10 protein-coding genes are annotated in these 12,824 nt (G+C 65.5%); 8 read left to right on the top strand and 2 right to left on the bottom strand.

Annotated features, from left to right (window positions below):
- The first annotated feature begins 23 nt into the window (after window positions 1–23).
- The 8 genes from DFR67_RS05360 to DFR67_RS05325 all read left to right on the top strand — a co-directional run bounded on the left by DFR67_RS05360 (window position 24) and on the right by DFR67_RS05325 (window position 10,490).
- A complete protein-coding gene (locus DFR67_RS05360) occupies window positions 24–962 on the top strand; it encodes a 4-(cytidine 5'-diphospho)-2-C-methyl-D-erythritol kinase (protein ID WP_110468407.1) in 939 nt (312 codons plus the stop codon).
- Entirely contained in the window at window positions 959–2,767 is a 1,809-nt protein-coding gene (locus tag DFR67_RS05355) for an ABC-F family ATP-binding cassette domain-containing protein (protein WP_084834440.1), read from the top strand. Before DFR67_RS05360 ends, DFR67_RS05355 begins: the two co-directional genes overlap by 4 nt.
- Before the next feature lie 14 nt (window positions 2,768–2,781).
- Window positions 2,782–3,783 carry an enoyl-CoA hydratase/isomerase family protein gene (locus DFR67_RS05350; RefSeq protein WP_110468406.1) on the top strand — a complete coding sequence of 334 codons (1,002 nt, stop codon included), beginning with the start codon at window positions 2,782–2,784 and terminating at the stop codon, window positions 3,781–3,783.
- 120 nt (window positions 3,784–3,903) lie between these two features.
- Window positions 3,904–4,554 (top strand): TetR/AcrR family transcriptional regulator, encoded by a 651-nt coding sequence (locus DFR67_RS05345; RefSeq protein WP_110468405.1) that lies wholly within the window; start codon window positions 3,904–3,906, stop codon window positions 4,552–4,554.
- Window positions 4,551–5,804: an MFS transporter gene (locus DFR67_RS05340; protein ID WP_110468404.1), complete on the top strand. Its 1,254-nt coding sequence runs from the start codon at window positions 4,551–4,553 to the stop codon at window positions 5,802–5,804. The genes DFR67_RS05345 and DFR67_RS05340 overlap by 4 nt, the downstream gene beginning before the upstream one ends.
- Window positions 5,805–5,830: 26 nt before the next feature.
- Window positions 5,831–7,060, top strand: coding sequence for an alanine racemase (locus DFR67_RS05335; protein WP_110468721.1), 1,230 nt, complete (start codon window positions 5,831–5,833; stop codon window positions 7,058–7,060).
- Entirely contained in the window at window positions 7,057–8,373 is a 1,317-nt protein-coding gene (locus tag DFR67_RS05330) for a D-arabinono-1,4-lactone oxidase (protein ID WP_245937742.1), read from the top strand. Before DFR67_RS05335 ends, DFR67_RS05330 begins: the two co-directional genes overlap by 4 nt.
- Before the next feature lie 50 nt (window positions 8,374–8,423).
- Entirely contained in the window at window positions 8,424–10,490 is a 2,067-nt protein-coding gene (locus tag DFR67_RS05325) for a neutral/alkaline ceramidase (RefSeq protein ID WP_110468402.1), read from the top strand.
- 6 nt (window positions 10,491–10,496) lie between these two features.
- Here DFR67_RS05325 and DFR67_RS05320 read toward each other — a convergent pair whose 3' ends face one another.
- Together DFR67_RS05320 and DFR67_RS05315 are read right to left on the bottom strand one after the other, a co-directional pair.
- Window positions 10,497–11,135: a hypothetical protein gene (locus tag DFR67_RS05320; protein WP_110468401.1), complete on the bottom strand. Its 639-nt coding sequence runs from the start codon at window positions 11,133–11,135 to the stop codon at window positions 10,497–10,499.
- Window positions 11,135–12,730, bottom strand: coding sequence for a peptide chain release factor 3 (locus DFR67_RS05315; protein WP_211324964.1), 1,596 nt, complete (start codon window positions 12,728–12,730; stop codon window positions 11,135–11,137). Before DFR67_RS05315 ends, DFR67_RS05320 begins: the two co-directional genes overlap by 1 nt.
- Window positions 12,731–12,824 lie beyond the last annotated feature (94 nt).

Here is a 12,824-nt window from a genome sequence, read left to right as displayed (position 1 = left end):
CGGGCCGCATAGACTAGGACACCGTGTTGTCTGTCGTCCCTCGCCCCGTCACCGTTCGGGTACCCGCCAAGGTGAATCTGCACCTCGGCGTGGGTTTGCCGCGCCGTGACGGCTATCACGAACTGACGACGGTGTTCCAGGCCCTCTCGCTCTCCGACACCATCTCGGTGGTTCCGGCCGACGAATTGTCGATCACCGTCACCGGTGACAGCGCTCGCGAGGTTCCCGTCGACGGGACGAACCTGGCGTGGCGGGCGGCTGAACTGATGGCCAGGATCGCGGGCCGCGAGCCTGCGGTTGCGATCACGATCGCCAAGGGCATCCCGGTGGCCGGCGGCATGGCCGGTGGCAGTGCCGATGCCGCGGGCACGCTGGTGGCGCTGGCGCGGATGTGGCATCTGGAGATCGGACGCGACAAGATGCGCGATCTGGCAGCCGAATTGGGCAGCGACGTGCCCTTCTCGCTTCGTGGTGGGACGGCGCTGGGCACCGGCCGTGGAGAAAAACTCACCACCGTGCTCTCCCGCGGCGAATACCACTGGGTGCTGGCGGTGGCGAAAGAAGGACTCAGTACCCCCGAGGTCTTCCGCGAGCTCGATCACCTGCGAGAGAACTATTCGTCCGCCGACGACACCGGCACCTACACAGAATCACCCGACGAGTTGCTACAGGCGCTCGCATCCGGGGACCCGAGGAGAGTTGCGGATTTGCTGCACAACGACATGCAACCGGCGGCGCTGTCCATGCGCCCCGCGCTGCGCCGAACCCTGCGTGCGGGAGTGGATGCAGGCGCCCTCGCTGGCATCATCTCCGGCTCGGGACCGACCTGCGCATTCCTGTGCACCGATTCCGACGCTGCGGTCACGACCGCAGCAGAGCTGTCCGGCGCCGGCGTGTGCCGCGCGGTACGTACCGCGACCGGCCCGGTGGCCGGCGCCCGACTGATCGACGGTTCACTATGACATCGGCACGTAAACAAGGCGCCAACCTGATCTCGGTCGAGAACATCAGCAAGTCGTTCGGTATCAAACCTCTGCTGGAGTCCGTGAGTCTGGGCGTCCAGGAAGGCGACCGCATCGGTGTCGTCGGCCTCAACGGTGGCGGTAAGACCACCATGCTGGAGATCTTGGCCGGACTGGAGCCACCCGACAGCGGCCGGGTTGCCCGCGGCAGCGGTCTGCGTATGGCTGTTGTCACCCAGCGGGGACATCTGCCGCCCGAGTCGACCATCGGGCAGATCGTGCTGGGTCCGCTCGACGTCGCCGAGCACGAATGGGCGGGCGACGCTCGGATTCGCTCCGTGCTCGCCGGAATCGGCATCGGCGCACTGGGTTTGGACACTCCGGTCACCTCCCTCTCGGGTGGCCAGCGCCGTCGCGTCGCGTTGGCGGCCGCGCTGGTGCAAGACCTCGACCTGCTGATCCTCGACGAGCCGACCAACCACCTCGACCTCGAGGGCATCGCCTGGCTGGCGGATCATCTCGTGAATCGACGTAGCGCACTCGTGGTCGTGACACACGACCGCTGGTTCCTCGACACCGTCGCCACCACCACGTGGGAAGTGCAGAACGGGACGGTCGAGAGCTACGAGGGTGGCTACAACGACTGGGTCTACGCCCGTGCGGAACGGACACGCTTGTCCGATGCCGCGGAGGAGCGTCGTCAGAACCTGGCCCGAAAAGAACTCGCCTGGCTGCGTCGCGGCCCGCCTGCCCGTACCTCGAAGCCGAAGTACCGCATCCAGGCGGCCGAGAAGTTGATCGCTGACGTACCGCCGCCTCGAGACTCGGTGGCATTGGCCAGCTTTGCCAAGCGCCGACTCGGCAAGGTCGTGATCGAGCTCGAAGACGCCACCCTCACGACCCCGGATGGTCGAGTTCTGGTCGACGATCTGACCTGGCGACTCGCCCCCGGTGAGCGGATCGGTTTGGTGGGTATCAACGGTTCGGGCAAGACGACGCTGCTACGCGCCCTCGCCGGCGAGGTTCCACCTGCCGCGGGCAAGCGTATCGAGGGTCAGACCGTCGAAATCGGCTGGCTCCGGCAGGAACTCGACGATCTTCCCACGAACATGCGTGTGATCGAGGCCGTGGAGGACGTCGCGGGCCGAATCGAGCTGGGTGGCAAAGACGTCTCGGCGGGCCAGCTGGCCGAACGCCTAGGCTTCACCCCAGCGCGGCAGCGCACCCCCGTCGGCGATCTGTCCGGTGGCGAGCGTCGCCGGTTGCAGCTGACGCGGGTGCTGATGGCCCAACCCAACGTGCTGCTTCTCGACGAGCCGACGAACGACCTCGACATCGACACGCTGCAACAACTCGAGGACCTGCTCGACAATTGGGCCGGAACCCTGGTGGTCATCAGCCACGACCGATTCCTGATCGAGCGCATCTGCGAGAGCACCTGGGCGTTGTTCGGTGACAAGAAGCTGACCAATCTCCCGGGCGGCATCGAGCAGTACCTCAAGAAGCTGGCCTCCGGACCCGCTGCGGTGTCGGCGGCGCCGTCGACTCGGTCAGAGGGTTCGGCCGCGAAGAGCCCCGGTGGCAAAGGTTCCGGAGCCCAGCGGGATATGGAGAAGGCGCTCAAGAAGGTCGAACGTCAGGTGCAGCGTCTTGTTGTGAAAGAGAAGGAATTGCACGAGAAGCTGGCAACGGCAGGCACGGATGCCGATCGGTTGATCGAGCTGGGCGTGGAGCTCAAATCCGTGGTGGCCGAGCGTGAAGCCGCGGAAGAGTCGTGGCTCGAACTGGCCGAAGAAGTCGGCTGAGAAGGAGAAGGTCCGTGTCATTCATCCGCACGTCGGTGGGAAACGGTGTCGGCGAGATCATCCTCGACCGGCCGAAGGCGCTCAATGCGCTCGATCAGACGATGGTCGACGACATGTTCCCCATCCTCACCGAGTGGGCGGATGACCCGTCGGTGGAACTGGTACTGGTGACCTCGGCCAGCGATCGCGCGTTCTGCGCAGGCGGTGACATCCGAGCGATCCGGGATGCCGCGATCGCCGGTGACACCGCGGCCGTGACCCGCTATTTCAGCGCGGAGTACGAACTCGATCAACTGGTTGCGGAGTATCCCAAGCCATATGTGTCGCTGATCGACGGCGCGGCGATGGGTGGTGGCCTCGGGATCAGCGTGCACGGGGAGGTGCGGGTGGTGAGCGAGAAGGCCATGATCGCGATGCCGGAGACGGCCATCGGTTTCATGCCCGACATCGGCTCGACCTACTTCCTTCCGCGACTGCCTGCCGGAGTCGGACTCTGGCTGGGTCTCACCGGCGCCCGCGTGCGCGGCGCCGACGCCGTCGCGGTGGGCTTGGCCACCCACTATGTGCCCAGTGCCAAGATCGGAGAGCTGGCCGACGCAATCCGCTCCGGGATCCCGCTGGCCCAGGCGCTGAATGGGCGCGCCGAAGACGCGTCCCGCACCGACCTCCCGCTGGCCAAGATCGCCGAGTACTTCAGCGACGATCCGGTGAACGCGATCCTCGGTGGGCTGCGGGGAGCGGTGGGCGACGACTGGGCGGCCGAGATGGTGACGTTGCTCGAGCAGGCCTCACCGACCAGTCTCGTGGTCACCGCCGCGATGATCGAACTAGGGGCCCGATCCACTCTGGACGAGTGCCTCGAGAGGGAGTTGCACGCCGCCGAGCAGATCACCAGGACCCCCGACTTCGCCGAAGGCGTGCGTGCTGTGCTGGTCGACAAAGATCGCAATCCGTCGTTCAGTCCGGCCGACCTGCTCGATGTCGACCCTGATGTGGTGAACCGGATCATCGGCTGATCGGTTCGTTGTCGCGACGCAGTACCGCGATTCAGGCAGCGCCGGGAGTGACCGTGCCCTACCCTCGGTGATCAAGTGGGTCGTTTGACCCAGTTCTGGTGTGGGCGGAGGTGCGCAGTCATGGCGAGGATCTCTGTGGAGCGGCGCCGGGACCTGCTGGTCCAAGCGGCCTTCCGGGTGATCGCCGACCACGGTGTCGAAGCTGCGACAACTCGCCGGATCAGCGCTGAGGCAGAGATGTCCCTGGCCAGCTTCCACTATGCCTTCGCATCCCGCGATGAACTGCTGGCGGAGTTGGTCGCCCGTGGGACCTCCGACGAGTTCGCGACGATCACCGCACCGCTGACACCACCGGTAGCCGAGCCCGGCGGATCCTCGACGTCGTCGGACGGATCGTGGACACTGCCGGATGACATCGGCGTGCTGCTCAAGGCGGGCCTCATGTCATACCTCGACAGCGTCATCGCGGACCCCGGTCGGGAGGCGGCGATGATCACCCTTGCCCAATACGCACGTCGCACCGAGGGACTCGAGCATTTCGCGCGGCGCCTGTACGAGCGCTACTACGAGATCGCCCAGGCCTCGCTAGAAGCGGCCGCGGCGGCGATGGACCTGTCGTGGGCAACAGATCCGAAGGACCTGGCGCCGCTGGTGGTGGCCGCGACAGACGGCTTGACGCTGGCATATCTGAACACCGGCGACCGGGAGATCGCCGAGCGGATCATCGACTCGACGGTCGCCATGCTGCGCGGCCATGTGGCGGCCCGATGACGGTGCTCACCCCGGCCAGGGTCTCGAACCGCTGGATCAGTCTGTTCGCGCTCGCGTGGGTCGGGATCTGGATGGCGCAACTGGCTCCCTTTCAACTGTCGCTGCCCGAGCAGATCAACGACTGGCTCGGGCTCGGGTCCGAACTCCGGCAGGACAATTGGCAAGAAAGCGTCACCACATTCGGCACGATCTCGGGGATGTCGGCGCTGTGCGCACTGATCACCTTCCCGATGGCAGGTGCACTGAGCGACCGCACCACCAGCCGGTTCGGCCGGCGTCGGCCATGGATTCTCGGAGGCGTGCTGGCTTTCGCGGTCGGGCTCATCCTGCTCGGTCTGCAAGACACCTACTGGGGGCTGGCGTTCTGCTGGTGTCTGGCGCTCACCGGTTTCAGTGCCGCCTCGTCAGCGCTGACCGCGATGATCAGCGACCAGGTCCCTGTCGATCAGCGTGGGGTCGTCTCGAGTTGGGTGTCCGCGCCGCAGGCAATCGGAACCATCATCGGTATCGCGGTACTGTCCGTTCTCGCGCTCGGGTTCTTCGCCGGGTATGCGGTGCTCGCGGTCCTGCTGATCCTCCTCGTCGCACCGTTTGTGTACTTCGTCGACGATGCGGCTGTGCCGCAACATGATCGCGCACGGCTCACCGGCAGGCAGTTGCTGTCCGAGTTGTGGATCTCACCACGCGAGCACCCCGACTTCGGCTGGACGCTGCTCGGCCGAATCCTCGTCAACATCGGTAACGCACTGGGCACGTCACTACTGTTCTTCTACCTGCAGTTCGGACTCGAGGTCTCCGACCCCGAAGTGTCACTGCTCGCGCTGACTGCTGTCTACATGGTGTTCGTCATCGGGGCGTCGGTGATGTCGGGTGTACTCAGCGACCGGATCGGCAGGCGCAAACCATTCGTGCTCATCTCCGGTGTGCTGCAGGGGGTCGCAGCCGTGATCATCGCGGTGGTACCGAGTCTGTCGACGACGTTGATCGCCGCGGCCCTGCTCGGTGCGGGATTCGGGAGCTTCCTTGCCGTCGACCAGGCGCTGGCCACCCAGGTTCTGCCCGACGCCGACCACTACGGAAAAGATTTGGGGATCATGAACATAGCAATGGCCGTACCGCAGGCACTGGGTCCACTGCTCGGTGCCTGGATCGTGCAGGCGACGGCGGGATTCACCGGATTGTTCGTCGCCTCTGCGATTTTCGGCGTACTCGGCGGTCTCTCGGTGTTGCAGGTCAGGAGTGTGCGGTGACCGATCTCGATCTCGGCTGCGCGGTCATGCGGCCGCAGTGGCCGTGGGATGCCGATCCGGAGAGTTACTGGGGCGCAATAGAACACGCCGTCGGTGAGTACGGCGCCGTGGACAGTCCGGTGGCCGTACTCGAGCTGTCGGCGCTACGGCACAACCTCGCGGACCTGCGGGCTCGGGCTGGGGGAGTGCCGATCCGGGTCGCGTCCAAGTCGCTGCGGGTGCGCTCGGTCATCGAGCAGATCGTGGCCGTCGATGGATTTGCCGGCGTGCTCGCCTACGACGTTGCCGAGGCACACTGGCTGGCGACGGCCGGGGAGATCACCGATGTGCTCGTGGGATACCCGTCTCCGAATCCCCGTGCGATCGCGGCCTTGGTGGCCGATCCTGTCGCGGCAGCGCGGGTCACCCTGCTCGTCGATTCGGTGGAGCAATTGGGCTTGATCGGGAGAGCGATTGCCGGCGCGGCCGGCGGCGTGCGCATTGCCATCGACCTCGACGCCTCGTACAAGACGCCATTGCTCGGCCACATCGGGGTGAGGCGATCGCCGGTGCGCACCGAGGCCCAGGCCGTGGAACTCGCGCGCACCATCCTCGGCTGTGAGCGGATGACGTTGGTGGGTGTGATGTCGTACGAGGCGCAGGTCGCCGGGGTCGGAAACGAGGTGCCGGGGAAGCGTCTGCGCAACAGCATCATCGGCGACATGCAGCGTCGGTCGATGACCGAGCTCATCGAGCGCCGTGGGGCGGTCGTGGCCGCGATCCGAGACATCGCCGACCTCGAGTTCGTCAATGCCGGGGGCACGGGTTCGATCGAGGCAACCGCGCTCGATCCCTCGATCACGGACATCGCCGCGGGCAGCGGATTCTTCGGTGGTCACCTGTTCGACAATTACGCACACTTCAAACCGGCACCCGCGATGTCGTTTGCGCTGTCGGTCGCGCGGGTCCCGACGCGCGGCATGGTGACCTGTCTGGGTGGCGGCTGGATCGCTTCCGGCCCGCCCGGAGCCGACCGACTGCCGCTGCCCGTCTGGCCACCAGGATTGGGGTACGTCACCCGTGAGGCGGCCGGAGAGGTTCAGACGCCGTTGCAGGGAGCTCAGGCGCGTCGACTCACCGTAGGCGACCGGATCTGGCTGCGGCACACGAAGTCCGGTGAGCTCAGTGAGCATGTGAACGCAGTGCTGGTGGTCGACGGCGACACAGTCGTGGGCGAGCTGCCCACGTACCGCGGCGAGGGGAAGTGTTTCCTGTGAGCGCGCGATCGGCTCCGGGGACATGGCGCAATTGGGGCCGCACCGAGTCGGTGGTCCCGGCGCAGGTGCGCACGCCCCGCTCGGCCGGCGACATCGCTACGGCCATCGCCGACGCCCGCGCCGAGGGGCTGACGGTCAAACCGGTGGGTTCCGGCCACAGCTTCAGTGCGATCGCGGTGGCGGCGGGAATCCAGTTGGACATGTCCGCCCTGCGCGGACTCGTGTCGGTGGATGCCGGTACCGCACAGGCGACCTTCCGGGCAGGCACCACCCTGCATGAGGTCCCGGACCTGCTGGCGCCGCACGGACTGGCGATGCCCAATCTGGGCGACGTCGATGCGCAGACGCTCTCTGGTGCGACGTCGACAGGAACGCATGGCACAGGTGGTGGTTTCGGCGGGATCAGCACCCAGATCGTCGGTCTCGAGATCGTCACCGGTACAGGTGAGGTGCGAAAGGTCGGTAGCGATGAGCCGGCGTTGCTCTCTGCTGCCGCACTCGGCCTCGGCGCCCTCGGAGTGGTCACCGAGATCACCCTGCAGTGTGTGCCGAGTTTCGGGTTGCATGCGCAGGAGGGGCCTGAGCCCATCGACGATGTGATCGATTCGTTTCTCGATTCTGTTGCTGCGCACGACCACTACGAATTCTATTGGTTTCCGCACACCGCGATCGCCCTCACGAAGAAGAACGCGAGGGTCGGCGCCGATGTGCCGGCGCATGGACCGGGCACAGTGCGTCGCTACATAGACGATGAATTACTGAGCAACGGTCTGTTCGGGGTGTTGTGCGCAGTGGGGGCGCGGACTCCGAAGGTGGTCCCGACGCTCAATTCACTGGCATCCCGGGCGTTGTCGGCGCGCAGTTACACCGATTCGTCCACTCGGGTGTTCGTGTCGTCGCGAACCGTGCGATTTCGCGAGATGGAGTACGCGCTGCCGATCGAGCGGATACCGGAGGCCCTGCAGCAGGTTCGCGAGGTGATCGTTCGTCGCCGATACAAGATCAGCTTCCCGCTGGAGGTGAGGGCCGCCGCCGCTGACGACCTGATGCTGTCGACGGCCAGTGGCCGCGTAACCGGCTACATCGCCGTTCACCGGTACCACGGGGATCGAGCAGACGGCTACTTCGATGACGTCGAAGAGATCATGATGTCCCATGGAGGCAGACCGCATTGGGGGAAGATGCACACCGCAGGGACGGAGTACCTGCGCACGGTGTACCCGCGGTTCGACGAGTTCCTTGCCGTACGCGCTGACTTCGATCCGGATCGCGTGTTCGACAATCCGTACCTGCGATCGGTACTCGGACCATGACACCGGCACGTCGCGGGACAGGCAGCAATCACAACAGGGGGAGCGCGACCATGGACCATCCCGAATCCAGAGGGGCACGCGGACCCGAGATCTCGCGTCGGACACTGCTCGGCGCGGCGGCGGCCGGCACCGTGGTTGCGGGAACGGCCGGCGCGCTCGGGTTGGGGGCGACCGGGACCGCGGGCGCTGCATCGCCGGTGTACCTGGTGGGTGCGGGCCGGGCGGACATGACCGGCGCCGTTGCCGGACAGGGGATGATGGGGTACTCGCAGCCTCAGCAGATCGCACAGGGACTGCATATGCGTTATTGGGCACGAGCATTCATCATCGTCGACAACGCCACGGGTAATCGGGTCGTGTTCGTCACCGCCGATTCGGCATGCCTGTTCGAGTCGATCCACCTCGGTGTGCTGCGCGCACTCCAGAAGAGGTATGGCTCGCTGTACACCGCGAAGAACGTGAATTTGAATGCCACCCACAATCACAACTCGTGTGGGGGAACGGCTTGGGATTACGCGTACTCCCTGGCGGCTTTCGGATTCAAAAAGAACTCGTACGACGCCGAGGTCGGCGGCATTGTCGATGCCGTCGCGCGGGCACACGATTCGCTGGCCCCGGGAACGATCAGTTTGGGCCGCAGCGAGTTACACAATGCCAGCGCTCAAAGATCACGAGCGGCCTTCGATCTGAACCCCGCCGAGGACAAGAAGGTGTTCCCGGGTGCGGTGGATCCGGCGGTGACCGTGCTGCGACTGGCGCAGAGCGGAAAGGACATCGGGGTGATCACGTGGTTCTCGACCCACGGCACCTCTATCGCCGATCACAACCGGTTGATCACGGTCGACAACAAGGGCTACGCGAGCCATCGGTGGGAAACCGATCAACCCGGGCTGATCGCGGCATTTCCGCAGACCAACGCCGGAGACATGTCGCCGAATCTGAACCTGGTGCCGTTCAGCCCGTCAGGTCCCACGAAAGACAACAGGGCGAACTGCGCGATCATCGGCGAGCGGCAATACCAGGCGGGACGCGAGGCACTGGCGGACAGTTCGGCGATGACCCGCAGCGGCATCGACTCGGTGGTCCACTACGTGGACTTCTCCGACGTGGCCATCGACGGCTCGTACACTCTCGACGGCAAGGCGGCCAGGACCAGCCCGGCGATGATGGGCGCCGGTGCTGTGGCCACCAGCACCGAGGACAACTTCGAGCAGCCGTTGCCGTTCTTCTACGAAGGTCAGGTCAACCCGCTGGTCGCGGCTCTCGGAGGACTCGATGCACCGGTCTCGCCGTGGATACGGGATGTGCAGGCCCCCAAGCTGATCGCCTTCCCGCTCGGGCTGCTGCCGCCGTGGCCGTGGATCCCGCAAGTGATGCCGGTGCAGATCATGCGCATCGGAGACCTGGTGCTCGCCGCAGCACCCGCCGAGTTCACCATCGTGTCCGGGCTGCGGGTCCGGCGGGTGGTTGCGAACGCCCTCCGCATACCCATGGACAACGTACTGCTGCAGGGTTTCGCGAACGGCTACAGCCAGTACGTCACCACCCCCGAAGAGTATGTGTCGCAACAGTACGAGGGCGGCGAAACCCAGTTCGGGCGGTGGACGCTGCCGGCGTACATGCAGAGCTTCGACAAGCTCGCGAGCGCGCTCGCCCGTGGTACCGATCTGGGTCGCGGTCCGGCGCCTCTCGACAAGTCGGGCATCCAGCCGGATCTGGTGCCACCCCCTCCACCCGATGCGCCGCCGGCGGGACGTCGGTTCGGCGACGTTCTCCTCGCCCCGAAGTCCGGCTATCGCGCAGGGGAGAGCGCGATTGCCGAGTTCGTCGGGGCACACCCGAACAACAATCTGCGCCGGTCGGACACATACGTGTCGGTCGAGCGGCGCTCGGCTGATGGATGGATCCGGGTGTTCGACGACAATTCGTGGTCGACGGAGTTTCACTGGTCACGGCCGGAGGGGAGTCTCGACGCGTCGGTCATCAAGGTCATCTGGGCCATTCCGGTGGGGACCTCTGGGACCTTCCGCATCAGATACTTCGGTGATTGGAAGAATCCTGCCGGAGTGGTCACCGGTTTCGCCGGTACGTCGCGAGCCTTCGAGGTGACCGCCTGAGTGCGGTCAGCGGCTGGTGGTGAACCACCCTGACAGTGCCACCGTGGGTAGCGGCGCTGACTGGCTCGGTTCAGGCTCGGCATCGTCCAGTGGCGCAAAGGGATTGCCGAAGACCCGAGTGGCGGTAGGGCAGGTGAACTTGCCCGCCACGCCGCTGCTCGAGAGCGCGGTGATCGTCATCGAGCAGCTGTCGCCCTGGAACGTGGTGTCGCCTTGGGCTATCGCCACCCGGGCATTGACCCGCGTCGCGACGGTGAGGTCGCCGACGAGCATGTCGATCGTGACACCGTCTGCTGTAGGACCTTTGAACAGGAACAGCAGGCTGTCGAGTGGGACCGCGGGATCGGCGTTGCCCCAGCGCTGATAGCTGTAGCAGTCGGCCTGCCCGGTCGCTCCGCTGACGAGGACTGTCGCCGACCCTTTACCGAAGGTGAAGTCCTGCAGGCTGTGATCGATGGTGGCGTTCGGGGGTTCACGTCCGCATTCGCTGGTCGCCACCTTGGCGTTGGGAGCGGGCGTCGGTGCCGGGTCCGAGGACGAGACCTTCGCCGTATCGGGCGGGTCCGAGTGATCACTGCACGCACCGAGGGCGAGCGCAGCGACGACCACGGCGGTGGCCACGCGAAGGAGACCGTGCCGCTGCATCAATCCGCCGTCGCCACCAACGGTTCGAGGGTGAGGTCGCTGTGTTCCTTTTCGATGTACTGCAGGCGCCACTTGTCGCTGACGAGGGCGAGCATCGCGCCATCGGTGCGGGTGAACACCTCGACACCGCGTTGCCGGCCCAGTTCATCTGCGCTGGCTGCGTCTGTGCGACGCGCCAGTGTGTAGGGCAGAGGCTGGAAACTGGTGTCGACACCGAACTCGGTCTTCATGCGGGCGGTGACGACCTCGAACTGCATGGGTCCCACCGCGGCCAGGACCGGGGAGGCATCGCCACGGATGTCGTTGCGCAGCACCTGCACAACGCCTTCGGAATCGAGTTGATCGATGGCCTTGCGGAACTGCTTGTACTTGCCCGCAGATTCCGCGCGGAGCATCGAGAAGTGCTCAGGTGCAAACGAAGGGATCGGCGGATACTGCACCTTGGTGTCGACGTAGAGGGTGTCGCCGGGCGCAAGAGCCATGGCGTTCACGAGACCCACGACGTCTCCGGGGTAGGCGGTGTCGACTGTCGCGCGCGTTTGACCGAACATCGCCTGGGCGTACTTGGTGGCGAAGGGTTTACCGGTCTGGGCGTGGGTGACCACCATGCCGCGTTCGAACTCACCGGAGACGATACGCATGTACGCGAGTCGATCTCGGTGCGATGAATCCATCCCGGCCTGCACCTTGAACACCACGGCGCTGAAGGGGTCGGTGACCTCTCTGACGGTCTCGTCGATCGCCGCACGGCCCTGTGGGGGCGGTGCCAGTTCGACCAACGTCTGGAGTAGTTGACGCACACCGAAGTTGAGCATCGCTGACGAGAAGATCATCGGGGAGGTCTGTCCCGCCAGGAACATCTCCTGATCGTGATCCTGGCCCATCTCCGAGAGGAGTTCGCTCTCTTCGACCGCGTTGATCCAGTCGTCGCCCTCCTTCGCCAGAGCGGCGTCGGCGTCGAGGAGCTCCTCGGGCGCGATGGTCGCTCCACCTGCAGTGCGGGTGAAACGGATGTAGTTGCCGGTGGTGCGATCGAGCAGCCCCTTGAAGTCTCCGGCGATACCGACCGGCACGTACAGCGGGGTGGGGGTGAGGCCGATGCGCTCGGAGATCTCGTCGATGAGTTCGAGCGGGGTACGGCCCGGCCGGTCCCACTTGTTCACGATGGTGATGATGGGGATTCCGCGGTGCCGGCAGACCTGGAAGAGCTTGAGGGTCTGAGGCTCGAGGCCCTTTGCGGCGTCTATCAACATCACTGCGGCGTCGACCGCGGTCAAGACGCGGTAGGTGTCCTCCGAGAAGTCGGCGTGACCAGGTGTGTCGACGAGGTTGATGACCGTGATGTCGTCGGAGTCGGGGCCGTCGAGGCGGTAGTTCAATTGCAAGGCGGTCGAGCTGACGGAGATCCCGCGCGCCTTCTCCATCTCCATCCAGTCGGAGACCGTCGAGCGGCGGCCGGCCTTGCCGTGGATGGCGCCCGCTTCGCTGATCATGCGGGCATGCAGCGCCAACGCCTCGGTCATCGTCGACTTACCGGCGTCGGGGTGGGAGATGATCGCGAAGGTACGCCGGCGCGCGACCTCGCGGGCAACCACTGTCCGGACAGCAGAGGATGCTGCATTGGGGGTCGCGGCAACGTCGGAACTCACCTGGGAAAGATTACAGACCCACCCCGAGCAGGGACTAATC

Origin of the sequence: Williamsia limnetica, from assembly GCF_003217475.1 — a bacterium.
In the GTDB taxonomy this organism is placed as follows: Bacteria; Actinomycetota; Actinomycetes; order Mycobacteriales; family Mycobacteriaceae; genus Williamsia; species Williamsia limnetica.
The sequence above is the reverse complement of the archived record's forward strand: the minus strand, read 5'-3'. Positions and strand labels throughout refer to the sequence as shown.

Coding starts and splice junctions, on each gene's coding strand:
- DFR67_RS05355 (WP_084834440.1), top strand. CDS start 959: ATGACATCGGCACGTAAACAAGGCGCCAACCTGATCTCGGTCGAGAAC.
- DFR67_RS05335 (WP_110468721.1), top strand. CDS start 5,831: ATGCGGCCGCAGTGGCCGTGGGATGCCGATCCGGAGAGTTACTGGGGC.
- DFR67_RS05345 (WP_110468405.1), top strand. CDS start 3,904: ATGGCGAGGATCTCTGTGGAGCGGCGCCGGGACCTGCTGGTCCAAGCG.
- DFR67_RS05320 (WP_110468401.1), bottom strand. CDS start 11,135: ATGCAGCGGCACGGTCTCCTTCGCGTGGCCACCGCCGTGGTCGTCGCT.
- DFR67_RS05340 (WP_110468404.1), top strand. CDS start 4,551: ATGACGGTGCTCACCCCGGCCAGGGTCTCGAACCGCTGGATCAGTCTG.
- DFR67_RS05325 (WP_110468402.1), top strand. CDS start 8,424: ATGGACCATCCCGAATCCAGAGGGGCACGCGGACCCGAGATCTCGCGT.